This window comes from Desulfococcus sp. (genome assembly GCF_050178255.1).
Lineage (GTDB): Bacteria > Desulfobacterota > Desulfobacteria > Desulfobacterales > Desulfococcaceae > Desulfococcus > Desulfococcus multivorans.
In genome coordinates, this window is sequence record NZ_JBFXGG010000039.1 from 14,702 (window position 1) to 29,709 (window position 15,008).

The 15,008-nt window shown below is 54.8% G+C and carries 12 protein-coding genes; 9 read left to right on the top strand and 3 right to left on the bottom strand.

Going from position 1 to position 15,008, the window contains the following annotated elements; translation table 11 throughout:
- On the bottom strand, positions 1-1,425 hold the full coding sequence (locus AB7S84_RS09425; protein ID WP_020876760.1) for a two-component system sensor histidine kinase NtrB: 1,425 nt from the start codon (positions 1,423-1,425) through the stop codon (positions 1-3).
- A 607-nt stretch (positions 1,426-2,032) separates the two neighbouring features.
- Between AB7S84_RS09425 and pilM the strand changes: the two genes are divergently transcribed.
- From pilM to AB7S84_RS09455, 6 genes are read left to right on the top strand one after another with little or no spacing between them, the layout of a single operon-like run.
- On the top strand, positions 2,033-3,085 hold the full coding sequence (pilM, locus tag AB7S84_RS09430; RefSeq protein ID WP_428154085.1) for a type IV pilus biogenesis protein PilM: 1,053 nt from the start codon (positions 2,033-2,035) through the stop codon (positions 3,083-3,085).
- A gap of 59 nt (positions 3,086-3,144) precedes the next feature.
- Complete coding sequence (locus AB7S84_RS09435) at positions 3,145-3,774, top strand: PilN domain-containing protein (RefSeq protein WP_040415085.1); 630 nt, start codon at positions 3,145-3,147, stop codon at positions 3,772-3,774.
- Positions 3,771-4,421, top strand: a complete 651-nt coding sequence (locus tag AB7S84_RS09440) for a type 4a pilus biogenesis protein PilO (RefSeq protein ID WP_020876757.1) — start codon at positions 3,771-3,773, stop codon at positions 4,419-4,421. The genes AB7S84_RS09435 and AB7S84_RS09440 overlap by 4 nt, the downstream gene beginning before the upstream one ends.
- A gap of 9 nt (positions 4,422-4,430) precedes the next feature.
- The gene (locus AB7S84_RS09445) at positions 4,431-5,225 is read left to right on the top strand and encodes a pilus assembly protein PilP (RefSeq protein WP_020876756.1); all 795 of its coding nucleotides are present in this window, start codon (positions 4,431-4,433) and stop codon (positions 5,223-5,225) included.
- On the top strand, positions 5,215-7,653 hold the full coding sequence (pilQ, locus tag AB7S84_RS09450) for a type IV pilus secretin PilQ (RefSeq protein WP_020876755.1): 2,439 nt from the start codon (positions 5,215-5,217) through the stop codon (positions 7,651-7,653). The genes AB7S84_RS09445 and pilQ overlap by 11 nt, the downstream gene beginning before the upstream one ends.
- A 42-nt stretch (positions 7,654-7,695) precedes the next feature.
- Entirely contained in the window at positions 7,696-9,930 is a 2,235-nt protein-coding gene (locus tag AB7S84_RS09455; RefSeq protein ID WP_428154089.1) for a hypothetical protein, read from the top strand.
- 41 nt (positions 9,931-9,971) lie between these two features.
- Here the strand turns inward: AB7S84_RS09455 and AB7S84_RS09460 are convergent, their stop codons facing one another.
- Positions 9,972-11,306, bottom strand: coding sequence for an amidohydrolase family protein (locus tag AB7S84_RS09460; RefSeq protein WP_428154091.1), 1,335 nt, complete (start codon positions 11,304-11,306; stop codon positions 9,972-9,974).
- A 264-nt stretch (positions 11,307-11,570) separates the two neighbouring features.
- Between AB7S84_RS09460 and AB7S84_RS09465 the strand changes: the two genes are divergently transcribed.
- From AB7S84_RS09465 to AB7S84_RS09475, 3 genes are all read left to right on the top strand, one after another.
- Positions 11,571-11,792 (top strand): hypothetical protein, encoded by a 222-nt coding sequence (locus AB7S84_RS09465; protein WP_428154093.1) that lies wholly within the window; start codon positions 11,571-11,573, stop codon positions 11,790-11,792.
- A gap of 251 nt (positions 11,793-12,043) precedes the next feature.
- Positions 12,044-12,424 (top strand): GYD domain-containing protein, encoded by a 381-nt coding sequence (locus AB7S84_RS09470; RefSeq protein ID WP_020876751.1) that lies wholly within the window; start codon positions 12,044-12,046, stop codon positions 12,422-12,424.
- A 129-nt stretch (positions 12,425-12,553) separates the two neighbouring features.
- Positions 12,554-14,119 carry a bifunctional GNAT family N-acetyltransferase/carbon-nitrogen hydrolase family protein gene (locus tag AB7S84_RS09475; RefSeq protein WP_020876750.1) on the top strand — a complete coding sequence of 522 codons (1,566 nt, stop codon included), beginning with the start codon at positions 12,554-12,556 and terminating at the stop codon, positions 14,117-14,119.
- Between the two features lie 69 nt (positions 14,120-14,188).
- On the opposite strand, the gene AB7S84_RS09480 is transcribed toward AB7S84_RS09475, so the two are convergent.
- Positions 14,189-15,008, bottom strand: an 820-nt coding sequence (locus AB7S84_RS09480; protein ID WP_428154095.1) for a hypothetical protein, incomplete at its 5' end; no start/stop codon positions are given.

Consider the following 15,008-nt stretch of genomic DNA (forward strand, 5'->3'; position numbering starts at 1 on the left):
TTACATAGCCCTGTTGACCGGCAGCTGGATAGTGACCTGGGCCCCATAGATCGGTCGGTTTTCGATGTGGATGCTCCCATTGTGGGCTTCGATGATATTTTTCACGATGCCGAGTCCAAGCCCTGTGCCGGTCTCCTTGGTGGTAAAGAAGGGATCCCAGATTTTTTCCAGGATCTCCTGAGGTATGCCCTTGCCCTTGTCTTTAAAGATGATGTTTACCGTTTCGCCGGCGGATTCGATATCGACATGAATTTCACCGCCGCCGGGCATGGCCTGCATGGAATTGATCAAGATGTTCAGAAAAACCTGATATATCATGCCTGAATCCGCCTGAATGGGCGGGATATCGCCATTGTATCGCTTTTTAATGATATAGCCCTGAGCCTCGAGCTCCGGGTCCAGAAAGGTGATGTTTTTCTCGAGAATCTCATCGACCCTGCAGGGGGCGAAATTGGGGGGATGGGGTTTTGCGTAATTGAGGAAGTCCGTGATGATGCTGTTGAGGCGATTGGCCTCTTCGACGATAACGTCGGGGATGGTGTTCATGGGGGCGGTTTTGTCCATTTTCTTCTTCAGCAATTCGGCGGAACTTCGAATGATGCCCAAAGGGTTTCTGATTTCATGGGAAATTCCCGCAACCATTTCACCAAGGGAAGACAGGCGTTCCGCACGACTCAGTTGTTCCTTCAGCCGTATTCTTTCGAGCGTGCGCTGCTGGATGATCCCTTCCCCCTTTTTGACGACGAAAATCAGGATCACGAGCAGAATCATCATCACCACGGCACAGGAGATGATGATACGGATCTGGAATCGGAAGATGGTTTTATAGTCCTCTGAAAGATCCTGAACGATTTCGACGACGCCGAGAATTTCGCCGGATATGGGGGTCAGAGGCCGGGCCTCCCGTAACGGCGCAAAGGTAATCACCTGGATCTTCTGGGGCATTCCCAACAGTTTTTCCCAGAAATTTCCTTCTTGAACCAGTTTGAAGGTGTATTGACCGTTCAGGGCCTTCAGGTATCCCTCTCCCCCCAGATCTTTTTTCCCTACCAGATCCGGATCAAAGCTGTAGGATATGATGTTCTTTTGGGTGTCATAAAGATTGACGAGATCCACCTTGAAGCTGTGAAAGGTGTTTCTGACGACTTTGTCCATCAGGTGAAACTGCTTTTTATCGCTGAGCTGGATTTTTCCGAAAAGGTAAAATACAGGCACCTGGAACTGCGTGTATATCTGATGGTTAAGATTTTCAATGAGTAGACGGGCATAATCCTGGCTTTTCTTGAACTGAAGCGTCCTTGCCCAGTGTATGTTCAGAAAGCAGAGAATCACCGTTCCCAGAAAGATGGCAATCAGACTCGTAAATGTAAAGTATTTTACAAGACGAAACGGTTTCGATTTTTCTTCAAAAGACCTTGGCGCCATCAATTGTCACATGTCCGTTGGAATCAATGTGTTCACAGGCCGTATCTTTCCGGTCACCATCATGAACGTCGAATGTTGAACTGTTGATTCATTGCGTTTTAACACCATGATGGTTGACCTGGGTGCCGGAAAATAGGATCCGGAGCAATTGTTTTGGATCGGGAATGTGTTTTTTATTGACATAGCCTTATAATAATTGTTATAAAATTTTATCGGAGAAAATCATTCGTCCGAATGACCGCGGCTCATTGGCGTCCGTCCCCTGGGCATCTCCCGAACCGATTTCCTCCCAGACCTGAAGCGCATATCGTTTCGGGGGATATTGGGGTTTACCGTTCAGTTGTTGACCGGGTTGACGGATGTCTGTCAACTGCCGAGCCATCGTCCGGAGAACAACCCTAATTGATATGCGTTGATATTTCAACAAGGATTTGTTTGTTTCAACAGCATCGACCGAAACGTGAATTCCCCTTGAGGGCTTCATTGAATGAATCACGAAATAACTTTTAGAATAGGGTAACAATGTGTCCGATGCTGTTCCTTTGACGACATGCTTCCTGCAACGGGCGGATATTGATTCACCCAAACGGCAACAGAGAGTTTGATTATGTTATTTGGGAAAAAGAAGAACATCATCGGCATCGATATCGGCTCCCGAACCATCAAGGTTGCAGAGGTCGAAGAAAATAAAAAGGGACGGACGATCAGAAAATTCGGCATGATCGATATCGCACCGGGTCTGATCGAGGAGGGCGCCGTCAAAAATCCGCAAGCTGTCGCCTATCTCATCCGTCAGTTGTTCAATTCTCAGAAAATCAAGGCAAACAACGTTGCCGTCTCCATTGGAGGGTATTCCACCATTGTCAAGAACATCAGTGTTCCGGTCATGGACGAGGCGCAGCTGCAGGAGATGATCCAATTCGAAGCCGAACAGTATATCCCTTTCGACATCAACGATGTCAATCTCGATTTTCAGATTATCGGAGAAAACGACATAAATCCCAATCAGATGAATGTTCTTCTGGTGGCGGCCAAAAAGGAGATGATAAACGATTACGTCAATCTGGTTCAGATGGCCGGCCTCAACCCCTGTATCATCGATGTCGATGCCTTCGCCCTCCAAAATATATATGAAATAAACTATGAAGATAATGGGGAAAATGTTGCGCTGATCGATATCGGGGCCAACAAGACAACACTCAATATCCTCAAGGAAAATTTCTCGGTTTTCATGAGAGACGTTTCCATGGGATGCCGGCAGATCAGTACTAAAATCATTTCTCTCGCCGACTGCACCCTGGAGGAGGCGGAAGGGATGTATCACAATGAAGAGACAGACAAGATTCCCGACAAGGAGATCATAGAGATCGTTTCATCGGTCGTCACCTCGTGGTGTACTGAAATCGGTCGCGCGCTCGATTTTTTTTATTCCACCTATCCCGGGGATCAGATCCCCAGGATCATTCTGAGCGGCGGTGGCGCAAAAATAAAGAAGTTCAGGGATCTTCTCGCCGCGGAAACCTCTTCCGAGGTTGAGATTATTCAACCTTTCAAGAAATTTTCCATCAGCGGCGATTTCGACCCTTCCTATCTTGAGCAGGTTGCCCCGCAGGCCGCCATCAGCCTTGGATTGGCCATCAGAAAGATTGACGACAAATGATACGGATTAATCTACTCCCATTCCGAAACGCACGGCAGAAGGAAGATATTAGAAAGCAAATGTCTGTTTTCCTGCTTTTGATTCTTTTCCTTCTCATCCCCCTCTTCTGGTACAACAGCCGATTGAGCGGGAAGATCGAGGCCCTGGACAGCCAGATTGACTATACCCGAAAGGATATCGTCAAGTACAAAAAAATTGCCATGGAATCTGAAGCTATCCAAAAGAAAATCGACGTATTGAAGACCAAACTCAAGATTATCGACAATCTTGAAAAAAGCCGGAAAACAGCTTTTCTCATTATGGATACGATGACGGATACGGTTGTCGAAAAGAAGATGTGGTTCAGTCGTCTCGAGGCCATGGAAAAGGAAGTCCTGCCGCCAACACCCCGAAATACCAAAAGAGGCAGACAAAAAAGCAAAAAAAATCAGGCAGAGGCTCCCGTCGTCGAGGTCAACAGTCCGGAAATCGATATCAAGATCGACGGCATCGCTCTTGACAACCAGACAGTGGCGGACTTCATGACACGGCTTGAGAATGCCGATATATTCACGGATATCCGGTTAATCAATCTCAGCCTGGAAAACTTCAAACAGGGAAAAGATCAGGAAGATATCAACCTGAGGAATTTTCAGGTCTACTGCAAAGGGATTCCCGAAAAAGCGGAGGCGAAGAAAGATCCGTCATGAACAGGATAAGCCCCCCATCAACGGCATTTTTAGACCCATATCTCGAAAAGATCGGCAGATTATCAAAATTCCAACGGATTCTGATCTGCGTGGCGACGCTGGTCTTCATCATCGCTCCGGTCGTCTATTTCCTCTACATTCCCAAGCATGAGCAGATTGGCATCCTGGAGGACGAATATGAATCCCTCTCCAGGGAATTGCGCCAATATCAAAAAAAGGCCAAATCGTTAAAAAAATACAGAGCCGAGGCAAAGGCGATCGAGGCGGACTTCGAGAAAGCCCGGCAGGCGCTTCCCGAGAACGAAGAGATTCCATCCTTGCTGAAGAACATATCCCGTGCGGGTCAGGATGCCGGATTGGAATTTTTTCAATTCAGGCCCGAAAGAGAGAGCACCGTCGGATTTTATGCCCGGATTCCCGTCTCCATGAAATTCAAGGGCTCCTATCATGAAGTCCTGGATTTCTTTTACAGAGTCTCAAAACTCTCTCGTATCGTCAACATCAAGGACATCAGGATGAGTTCCACCAAACTCCGCAAGCAAAAAGGAGAAAACGATTGGGAGCAGCTGGACGTCTCCTGCACCTCCCTGACCTACAAATTTGTAGATAAAACCCCTCAAGCCGCTACCGAAACCCGCAAACCATAATTGAGAGCCATGTATAAGTATGCCGCCCCGATCATCTGTTTTTTCGTCCTTTTCTGCAACGGATGCGAAGAGAACGCTGCGCCGCCGCCTGAACCGAAAGTCGTGCATAAAAAGATCGATCAGAAGCCCGTGGTCAAACCGTCGACGGGGAAGTCGATCCCCCCGGGGTCCCGGAAAGACGAAACGGATTCCCGGGTTCGAAAGATCGATGGTCCGTTGATGAAAGGCGACAATGCCGCCCGGAATGCAGCCGATCCAACTGGGATTGACGAGGCGCCGGAGAAAATCGATGTCACGGCGACCGTGATCGAGCGTATCGGTATGGATGATCATCCCCTGAATGAGCAGTCGCTTCATGATATTCTGAATCTGGTGGACAAAACGGCGAAGAAAACCCTTGCGCACCCCTCCGGCTACAGCGCTGAAAACAAGATCGATCCCTTTGAACCGTTGATCAAGCCCAAACCGGTCGAAAAGCCCAAACCGCCTGCAACCCGGAAAAAACCGGTCGTTCCGACGCGCCGGTTGACCCCCTTGGAAAAGATGGATCTCAATCAATTGAAACTGGTGGGCATTGTTCGGGCCGACAGCGGCAACAAGGCCCTCATCGAGGATTCGACGGGAAAGGGGTATATCGTCGTCCATGGAACCTGCATGGGGATTCACTCCGGCAAGGTGGTGGATATCCTTAAAGATCGAGTTGTCGTGGAAGAGGAAGACAAGGACTTGTCGGGGAACGTGAGGATCCACAAAAGAGAATTGAAATTTCAAAGGCCTTCCGGAGATGACCAATATGAAATGTAACCCGCGGAAAATTACGCCCATCGGATCGCTGTTTCTCTCATTTCTGGTGTTGATGTGCATTGGGCACGGTACGGTCGTCGCCGAAACCGGCATGTCGATGGATGTACCTCCCATTGACGACTCCCGGATAGAAGGCGTGAAAGCGCGTCGTTTCCCTTCGGCAACCCAACTGGAGTCCGTTTATGCCGCTCGACAGGGAAAGGGCCTGAAGGTGTTTGTCGGCGCCGACGGCATGATCGCGGATTATAAGGCGTTTACCGTCGACGATCCACCCCGGATCGTGTTTGATCTCTTTCATATCAAGAGCCCGTACGATCAGGAAAAGGTTATTCCCGTCGACACCGAGTGGGTCCAACGGATACGATACGCCGGTGAAACGGACAAGGTCAGGATCATTCTTGAAACAAATCAGCGTCATTTGATCGAATACAAAGCCGATCCGGTTGAAAACGGTTTGTTGATCCAGGTGGGCGCCGGGGCGGATCAGTTGACGATGAATCCGGTTGCTGCGGCACCTGTCCAAAAGACGACAGATGTCAAACTTGCCGGGATTACCCGGATCGACTTTATTGGCGCGGAGACCGGAGAATCCGTTCTCGTGGTGGAAACGACACGTCCCGTGAAGTATGAAACCCAGGCGGCCGGAGACAATCGGTTGACACTGCAACTCTTCAATACCAGATTGCCGGACCATCGAAAGCGTCCTCTCATTACGGACCGTTTCAAAAGCGCCGTGGATGAAATTACGCCGAAAACACAGGCGTCAAACCCAAATACGGCTCTTTTTGATATCAAGCTCAGGGAAGCCGTACCCTATTCCATTGAGCAGGAGGGGAACGCCCTGGAAATACGTTTCGATGCATCCGTCGTGCCGCCCAGGCCACTGGCCGGTATCGCGGCCGCTGAGAAAAAACAGCTCCCTCCTCCGACATCCGGGATAATTGCTGATAAAATGGATAAACCAAAAGGGATGGAACCGATCAAAACGGCTGCGGCACCGCTGCCGGAGCCTATGCCGTCGTCGGTGCCCGATCTGGATCTTGAAGAGGATCTTGGCGTCATTGATGATCTTCCCGTTTATACCGGCGAGAGGATCGCCCTCGATTTCTACGAGACGGACATTAAAAATGTATTCAGGATCCTGAGGGAGGTCAGCGCCAGAAATTTCGCCATCGACAAGGACGTCACCGGCAAGGTGACGCTTACCCTGGCCGAGCCCGTGCCCTGGGACCAGATACTGGATCTCATATTGAAAATGAACAAGCTGGGCAAGACGGTGGAGGGCAACATCATCCGCATCGCTACCCGGGCAACCCTGGCCGAGGAGGCCCAACTTCGGCGGGAGTCGCGAGCCGCGGAACTGGCGGCGCGGGATCAGCAACAGCAGCTGGAACCCCTTTTTACCGAATACTTGCCCGTGAACTATTCCAACGCCGGTAAGGAGATACGGCCGCATATCGAGAAGATGCTGACACTGGATCGGGGTAATGTCAGCGTGGATGAGCGGACCAATATGATCATCATCACGGATACCGCCGAAAAGATCAAAAAGGCCAGGGAGTTGATCAGCAAGCTCGATCGGGTGACGCCACAGGTCATTATCGAAGGCCGTGTCGTCGAGGCCAGCACCAATTTCACGAAGGAGATCGGGACCACCTGGCAGGCGGGGATCGGCGTCCAGCAGGTCGGTACGGGCGTGACGCAGGAGCCTGACGACAGCGCCGTCAACATCGGCGGCGCCACCGACACCGTCACCGACACCGTCAACGATCGGGTCGGTGTCGGCCCCCAGAAAGGATACAATGATCTGGGCGGTACCTACGGCTACAACATGGCCGTGGATTTTCCCATCGCCGCCTCCGACTACGGCAGCATCGGGTTCAATTTCATGCGGATCGCCGGAACGCCGTTCCTTTTGAACGCCAAGCTGCATGCCATGGAGTCTCAGGGCGAAGCCAAGATCGTTTCCGCACCCAAGGTCGTGACGCTCGACAACAAGACGGCGCTGATCAAACAGGGGGTGGACTATCCATATCAGAGCGTGGATGATGAAGGAAATCCGAAGACCGAGTTCAAAAGCATCGACCTGAAACTCGAGGTCACGCCCCACGTGACCCCGGACAACCGAATCAACATGGTCATCAGCATCACCAAAAACGATCTGGGGGAAGTGATTGCCGGGGAGCAGTCGTTTACGACCAAGGAGGCCAGAACCGAACTCCTGGTCAACGACGGAGACACCGTGGTCATCGGCGGCATCATCAAGACGGCGAGCCGCCAGAACATGGAAGGGGTTCCCTATCTGAACAGGGTGCCCATCCTGGGATGGCTCTTCAAGGCCGAGGGCTCCGACGACCAGAAAGAGGAGCTTCTGATTTTCATCACCCCCCGGATCATTCAGCTTGAACAGCGGCTGGTTCAGTTCTAACCCGGCTTACCATAGCGAACCGTCGATAGGAAGGGTATTTCCATGATGAGAAACGGCAGTAAAATGATCTTTTGGTTTCTGGTGACAGGTTTTCTGGTGATCAGCATTATCGGTTGCGGCTCCTCGGGCGGCATGAATGATGACGAATCATCTGAAATCAATCCATCCGAAACCAATCCAATATTTTCAGGCACGCTCTCTTTGCGCGCGAGTCGGTATACGATTGAATCCGATAATGAAGGATACAGCGTCGTGACGGCAACCCTCGTTAACGGCAACAACTCCCCGGCCGTTGATACGGTGGTTTCTTTCTCCACCGATGGCGGAATGATCGTGGCGGATCAAACAGATGAAGCGCCGCCGACAGCCTCGGATGAACCCCCTGCGGACGCGTTTGATCCGTCCGAAGTGCGGACGGACGCATTGGGCAGGGCATCGATCCGACTGATGTCCGGACCCGATCGAAGCAACCGAATTATTACCGTCACCGCAACGGCGAACGGCAACGCTTCTAAATCCGTTCCCATTCAAGTGACGGGGACAGCCATCTGGCTCGACAACGACAATACCAGCCTCGATATCGAAGGGACCAAAACGGCCAATCTTCTCATCACGGTTCAGGATGCCGAGGCCTTCCCCATCAACGATGCCGAGGTCAATGTCAGTGTTGAACCCGAGGGCAGTCTCACCTGGTCTCCATCCTCGGGTCTCAGGACCGACGTGAACGGCAGGTTGGTATTGGAGATTACCGGTCGTCAGGCGACCGAGGAAGCTGTTCTGCGGATCGAAGCCTCCGGCGACGTCAAAACGCAGAGTTATCTCGTCTATAACAACGCTGATTTTTTCACCATCACTTCCCCGGCGGAGGATCCTTCCTCCTGGCCGACCGGGCGAGACCTGGTCGTGACGGTCCGGGCGCCCCGGCAGAACACCGTCAGGCTTGTCACCAGCTTTGGTCAGTGGCGCGGGAGCACCGCCATCGGCCGGAAGTTGATTGACGTCCCGGTGGATCCCGTTCAGAAGACGGTCACCGCCGTCCTCTCATCGGCGGAAGCCGGCATTGCCACCATCCAGGTGTTCGATCTCAACCGGCCGTCGGTCTCCGATACGATCCAGGTAGCCTTCTCATCGCCTTCCGGTGAAGCCTGCCGGATTTCGCTTCAAGCCAGTGCGACGGTTATGGCGCCGAGCCTCGGCACCGTCGCCAATTCCGTGGAGTTGACGGCGAAAGTCAGAAGTCGTTTTGACCAGGCCGTGGGCAACGTCCCCGTAATGTTCTTCCTTGACGGGCTGACCACGACGGGCGGCGGAGAACGTCTGTCGCCGGCCATCGCTTATACCGACAGTCAGGGATTTGCCCGGTCGACCTTCTTTTCCGGCACCCTGAGCTCCTACGCCGAAGGGGTCAAAGTGACCGCTGCGATACTCGACGCTGACGGCGCCGGGGATATCTGCAATTTGAGCAGCAGCCTCCGGATCGTCATCGGCGGGACGGCGGGATCGATTTCCATCGGCCAGAGCACCGAGATAGAATCCATCAACGGCAATACCGCTTACAGACTGCCCATGTCGGTGCTGGTGTCCGATGCCGGCGGGAATCCCATGCCCAACACCACCGTTACCCTGAAGCTGTGGTCGACGCGGTATGCCACTGGTTATCGGGGCGGGCGCCCGGACTGTCCTGTCATCTACACGGATATTTTTGAAAATGAGGACGTCAATCGAAACCTGATGTGCGATTATTGCGCGCCCTGTCCGGCCGATCAAAGCGAAAAGCATCCGCTGAACGAAGACCTCAACGGCGATTGTGAGCTGACGCCCTCGAGCAGCGCCGCGGGCGCCCTGCCGTCCACGATTCGTACGGACGAGGATGGCCTCGCCGGTTTTTCTCTGGTTTATCTCAAGGAAAATGCCGCGTGGCTGGAGGACGAGGTGGTCGCCACCGCCGTTGTCTATGGTACGGAGATCCGGGCAACCTTGACCTTCTGGCTGCCGATACTGGAGGGGGACAGCTGCAACCTGCCCGGTGAATCCCCTTTCAACCGGACCGAACTCGGTGAAATCGTGTTCAGCGCCGATCCTGAAAACGTGGTGGGAGGCGGTGTCGGCGCAAGCCCTGTTTCCGCCGCGGTGAAGGAGATCAATTCGGGTATTGTGGACGGACCGGAAAATTTCTCCTCTGCAAGCGTCGGGGTTTTAGGCAGCTTCGAAGCGGTCTGCGATGACGCACCGAACGGCGCCGGCCGGGGCCGTTCGGCTGTAATGCCGGCCGGATGAGATCGGGATTCGGTTAACTGATACCATTGCGGCAGCCTTCTTCAGGGTTGCCGCTTGTTTATGCGGCGGGCGATTTTTCGGACCTCGGCCAGGATTTCTTCCAGGTCCAGCGTCAGGATGCGACCGTCGGCCATGATCACCTTGCCGGCCACGACGACCGTCCTCACATCCGAAGCCTTGGCGGTGTATACGATTTGGGAAGCGGGGTGATAGAGGGGCGTCATGTGGGGTTTTCCGGTGTCGATAATGATGACGTCGGCCTGACTTCCGATCTCAAGGGTGCCGACGACACCTCCCAGACCGATGGCCCGGGCGCCCATCGCGGTTGCCATGCGAATGACCGTTCGGGCGTCCATCACTGTGGGGTCGAGGGTGTTGACCTTGTGAAGCTTGGCCGCGGTGTCCATCTCCTGGAAGAGGTCCAGGTTGTTGTTGCTGGCACATCCATCCGTTCCCAGGCCCACCGGAATTCCCGCGGCCAGGAACTTCTCCACCGGCGCGATGCCCGAGGCCAGCTTCATGTTGCTCTCCGGATTGTGGGAGATCACAGCCCCTCCGGCGGAGATCCGCCGAATATCCGTTTCATCGGTCCAGACGGCATGGACCAAGAGGGTTCCGGCATCCAGCAGACCAAGCCCGTCCAGGTATCGGATGGGCGTAACGCCGTGCTCCCTGAGGAACAGATCCCGTTCGGTCCGGGTTTCGGCGGCGTGGATCTGAAACAGAATTCCCTGGGATCGGGCAAGGGCTTTCGCCTTTGTCAACGTCTCCCTGGAGCAGGTGTAAGGGGAATGGCAGAACACCGCCGGCGTGATGAGCGGATCGGCATTTCGCCAGGTCTCCACAAAGCGGGCGGCGTGTGCGATGTTCCGGGCCGGATCCGGCACCCCGGGAGCCGGATAATCGATGACGCCCTGTCCCAGCACCGCCCGCATACCGGACAGTTGAACGGCTCGGGCGACGGAATTCTCAAGAAAATAACCGTCGCAGCAGGTGGTGGTGCCTGAGAGGATCATTTCCGCACAAGCCAGCTGCGTGGCCCGGAACACCGTTTCGGGATGAACATGTGCCGCTTCCGCAGGGAAAATAGTCTCCTTCAGCCATTCCATGAGGGGGCGGTCGTCCGCGAGCCCCCGGAACATTGACATGGGCAGATGGGTGTGCGTGTTCACAAGGCCGGGCATGACGATGCCGCCCCCGGCGTCGATGGTTGCTTTTGCGGGCGGCGGCTGTTCGCCGGGCTCATGGACCGAGATAGCGGCGATGCGGCCGTTTTGGATGCAGAGCGTGCCCTGCCGGACAATATCGAAATCGTCATTGACGGTAAGGATGGTGCCGTTGTGGATGACCAGGTCGAAAACAGTATCGGATGCCATGAAGATTCTCCTCGCGAGCCTGAGGGTGGTGACGATGAACTCCCGCATCAGCATAGCAATCTTCTGTTGGAAAAGCCATGAAAACGCGGAAATCCTTTCAGGACGATGTGTCGTTTTCCGTTGAATACGGGCTGCATCCGTCTTCTTCCAGGTTTGGACGACCGGGCGGAGCGCCTTGACTTTTCGACATTCGGAACGATATTTCTGAATATGCCCGTCTCTTTTCGACTTCTCGAAATCTTCAGCCGGAAAGGAGTTCAAGATATGGCCTATACATGTAAAACATGCGGTGCCGTGGCCAAAGCGCCCGGTCATCTCTGCAATCCCTGTGACGATAAGAAGAAGTGCAGCTTCTGCGGGGCCCCCCAGGTCGACGCGAACCACATCTGCAAAGACAAACTGGCCGCCATGAAGTATGTTTGCGACGGCTGCGGACGGGTGGCCATGGAAGAGGAACACCTGTGTAAACCCACGCCCATTTCCTGATCTTCGTCTGAATCCATCCGCGAGGATCCATCGGAGCGCTGAAGGGCGCAACGCTTCCTTGAAGGCCGGATCGCTCGTTGATCCGGCCCACACCGATACATACCGTCGTCATTGATCGCACTTGGGTTCCAGGTGTTGAATCCGGAACTCGGATCCGGTATCTTTCAGTTTGACGGCCTGGTCTCCCTTGCCGGTCCGCCTCGAAAAATTCGGGAGGCCCGGCTTTATCGAAAGCATGAAAGGATAAGGCGATGCTTTGGGTATCTTACGGAAAATTTTCCAGGGAAGGTGTTCAGGGGTTGCTCGCCAATCCCCAGAACCGCGCCGGAGCCATCGAAAAGCTCATGGCGGCCTACGAAGGCAAACTCGTCAGCTACCACCTCCTCCTGAACGGCGACATCGATTTTTTCATCGTGTCCGATATCCCGGAGGAGAAGGCGGCGGATCTGGGATTGGTCAATGCCCTCCTCGTGAGGGGATCCGGCGCCGTTGAAACGATCACGACGGTCCCGGCCTGTCGGGCCGATGAGGCCGTCTCTCTGATGCGTCGCGCCCGGGATATGGCGTCCCGGCAGGCCTATAAATCCCCTGCCGGGCATGACTATTTTCCCCGGGAGGGGACCCGAGGTTGATTGGGAAAGTTTTCAATGCCGGATCCATCCCTTGCCGATCCGATTCCCAATTGACTTGGATGCTTTGGAATAGTAAGGGTTCTGTGGCCCCAGCGGCCAAATGAATCGGTTCGTCAGAGAGGTCTGCCTGTGAAAAAAGCCAAATCGAAGGTGACGACCCGCCGGTGCCGGATCAGCGATATTCCCGAGTTGATCGAATGCAGCCGGCAGATCTATGCCGACTACCCACCGGAATACACCCTTACCGAACGACATTACGAGATGCAGCTCAACGCATTTCCCGACGGCCAGTTCGTGGCCGTAGCCGACGGTCGGATCGTGGGATATGCAACATCCGTCATCGTGAACATCGACGACGATTACTGGTACACCGTGGATGAGATATCGGGGGCCGGCACCTTCAGCACCCACAACCCCGACGGCGATACCCTTTACGGGGCGGACATCGGTGTCCATCCCGATTACCGGCGTCGCGGCGTCGCCATGCTGCTCTACAAGCGCCGGCTCGGTCTTTTAAAGCGGTACAACCTGAGGCGGATGATCGGCTACGGCCGGATTCCCGGATACAAGGATCACGCCGGCAGGATGACGGCGGAGCAATATGTCGAAAAGGTGATCCGCGGAGAACTCCGGGATCCGGCCCTCAACGCACATCTCAAGGTCGGCTACCGCGTGAAAAAGGTTCAGCTGGACGTCACCGTCGATTTTTCGAGCCTCAACTATTCGACCTATCTCGAGCTGATCAATCCCGATTTCGATATCGCCAAGAAGCGGATATCCTCGGCCTACGCTGCAAGACACAAGGCTCGCCAGATCAGGGTCTGTGCCGCCCAATACCGCTTCCGGCAGATCGATGGATGGGACGACCTGGAAAACAGCGTCGAGTTTTTCGTCAACACCGCCGACGAGTATCACTGCCATTTTCTGCTTTTTCCAGAATACCTGACATACCAGCTTTTCAGCTATCTGGAGGGCACGGACATGAGGGTCATGGTCCGGGAGCTGGCGGGCCTGACCGATCGATATGTCGAAATGTTCCGGCGGGTCGCACGGAAGTATAACATCTACATCATCGGCGGCTCCCATCCCGTGATGCGGGACGGCGGAATCTACAATACGGCCCACCTCTTTACCCCGACGGGCAATGTCTACACCCAGGAGAAGCTCCACATCACGCCCGCCGAACGCTCGGCGGGGGAAATCCTGCCCGGCGATCACATTCGAATCTTCAATACGCCGCTGGCCAGGATTGCGATCCAGATCTGCTACGATATCGAATTTCCCGAAGTATCCCGCCTGCTGACCCTGGCCGGCGTGGAAGTGCTCTTCGTTCCGTTCTACACCCAGGAGAAGAAGGCCTATTACCGCGTGCGTCACTGCGCCCAGGCCCGGGCCGTGGAGAACTTCATTTACGTGGTCATGACGGGAAGCGTCGGCAACATGCGCACCGGCATTGGATCCCTCATGAGCTACAGCCAGGCCGCCATCCTGACGCCCAGCGATTTTTCGTTTCCCGAGAAGGGCGTCGGCGGCGAGGCGGATCCCAACGTCGAGGCGGTGGTGGTATCGGAGCTGGTTCTCTCCTCCCTTGCCCAACAGCGGCATGTGGCCACCGTCCGACCCCTTCACGACCGGCGTCCGGATCTTTACGAGCTCACGGCCCGAAGCCGGATCGAGATCATCAAAACGGAGTGAAGTCGTTCGCGGGCCGATAGGAATTTGTTCACCGGATCCATAAGGCTCCTGAAGGACAGAATCGCTGATTCACGGCTGTATCGTTTCTCCCTGCTTCCGGCCCGTTCCGGAGATCGACGGCGTCAGACCCGCCGCAAATGCCGTACCATAGCAGAGGATCGCGGCGCCGAACACCCATGTTCCCCCGCCATAGACGGCGATCGACATGCCCAGCACCGGGCCGATCATGGATCCGCAGCCGTTGAGACCCCATGCCCAGGGGACCGCGCGGGTGTCAGCCGTTTTCAGGGCGGAGACCGCCAGGGGAAACGGCAGCCCCATGGCCGTCGCCAGGGGCGAGATGAGAACCATGGCCAGGACCGTCCGAACCGCCGGATGCGCACCCATAAAAACCTTCAGCACGGGCGGGAGTGCGGTGATGTATACGACAAGAATGCCCGCCGTCAGCAGCGCCGCAAAGCCCGAGAATCGCAGCGTGCCGTCCCGTGACCGACGGGAGGTCATGCCGCCGCCCAGCCCTGCCATGGACAGAAACACCGCCAGGGTAACCGCCGTCGCCAACACGGGTTCGTTCAGAAACAGACGCAATTGTTCCATCACCGCGAATTCGGCAAGCATGAACCCCATCCCCAGCATGAATACCATGACGCCCGCTCGCCTGCGATCTTCTGTGGCCCTGAAACGGCGCAGCGGGAGCCATACGAAGAGAATGGAGATGACGATCCCCTGCAGGAGGGTCGCGGCGAGGACCGGCTCGGCAAATGAGAGCATCCCCAACGCACCGCTTTCCCGGAGAGAAAGGATCTCCATCAGCGTGGCGGGTTTGATGAAGTGTGAGAAATAGGGCCGGTTGTCGAAAACCGGAGAAACGTCGAATTTATACCGGGCC

What these genes read in the sequence shown, in the direction of transcription:
- AB7S84_RS09425 (WP_020876760.1), bottom strand. Translation starts at nt 1,425, where the DNA reads ATGGCGCCAAGGTCTTTTGAAGAAAAATCGAAACCGTTTCGTCTTGTA.
- pilM (WP_428154085.1), top strand. Translation starts at nt 2,033, where the DNA reads ATGTTATTTGGGAAAAAGAAGAACATCATCGGCATCGATATCGGCTCC.
- AB7S84_RS09435 (WP_040415085.1), top strand. Translation starts at nt 3,145, where the DNA reads ATGTCTGTTTTCCTGCTTTTGATTCTTTTCCTTCTCATCCCCCTCTTC.
- AB7S84_RS09440 (WP_020876757.1), top strand. Translation starts at nt 3,771, where the DNA reads ATGAACAGGATAAGCCCCCCATCAACGGCATTTTTAGACCCATATCTC.
- AB7S84_RS09445 (WP_020876756.1), top strand. Translation starts at nt 4,431, where the DNA reads ATGTATAAGTATGCCGCCCCGATCATCTGTTTTTTCGTCCTTTTCTGC.
- pilQ (WP_020876755.1), top strand. Translation starts at nt 5,215, where the DNA reads ATGAAATGTAACCCGCGGAAAATTACGCCCATCGGATCGCTGTTTCTC.
- AB7S84_RS09455 (WP_428154089.1), top strand. Translation starts at nt 7,696, where the DNA reads ATGATGAGAAACGGCAGTAAAATGATCTTTTGGTTTCTGGTGACAGGT.
- AB7S84_RS09460 (WP_428154091.1), bottom strand. Translation starts at nt 11,306, where the DNA reads ATGGCATCCGATACTGTTTTCGACCTGGTCATCCACAACGGCACCATC.
- AB7S84_RS09465 (WP_428154093.1), top strand. Translation starts at nt 11,571, where the DNA reads ATGGCCTATACATGTAAAACATGCGGTGCCGTGGCCAAAGCGCCCGGT.
- AB7S84_RS09470 (WP_020876751.1), top strand. Translation starts at nt 12,044, where the DNA reads ATGCTTTGGGTATCTTACGGAAAATTTTCCAGGGAAGGTGTTCAGGGG.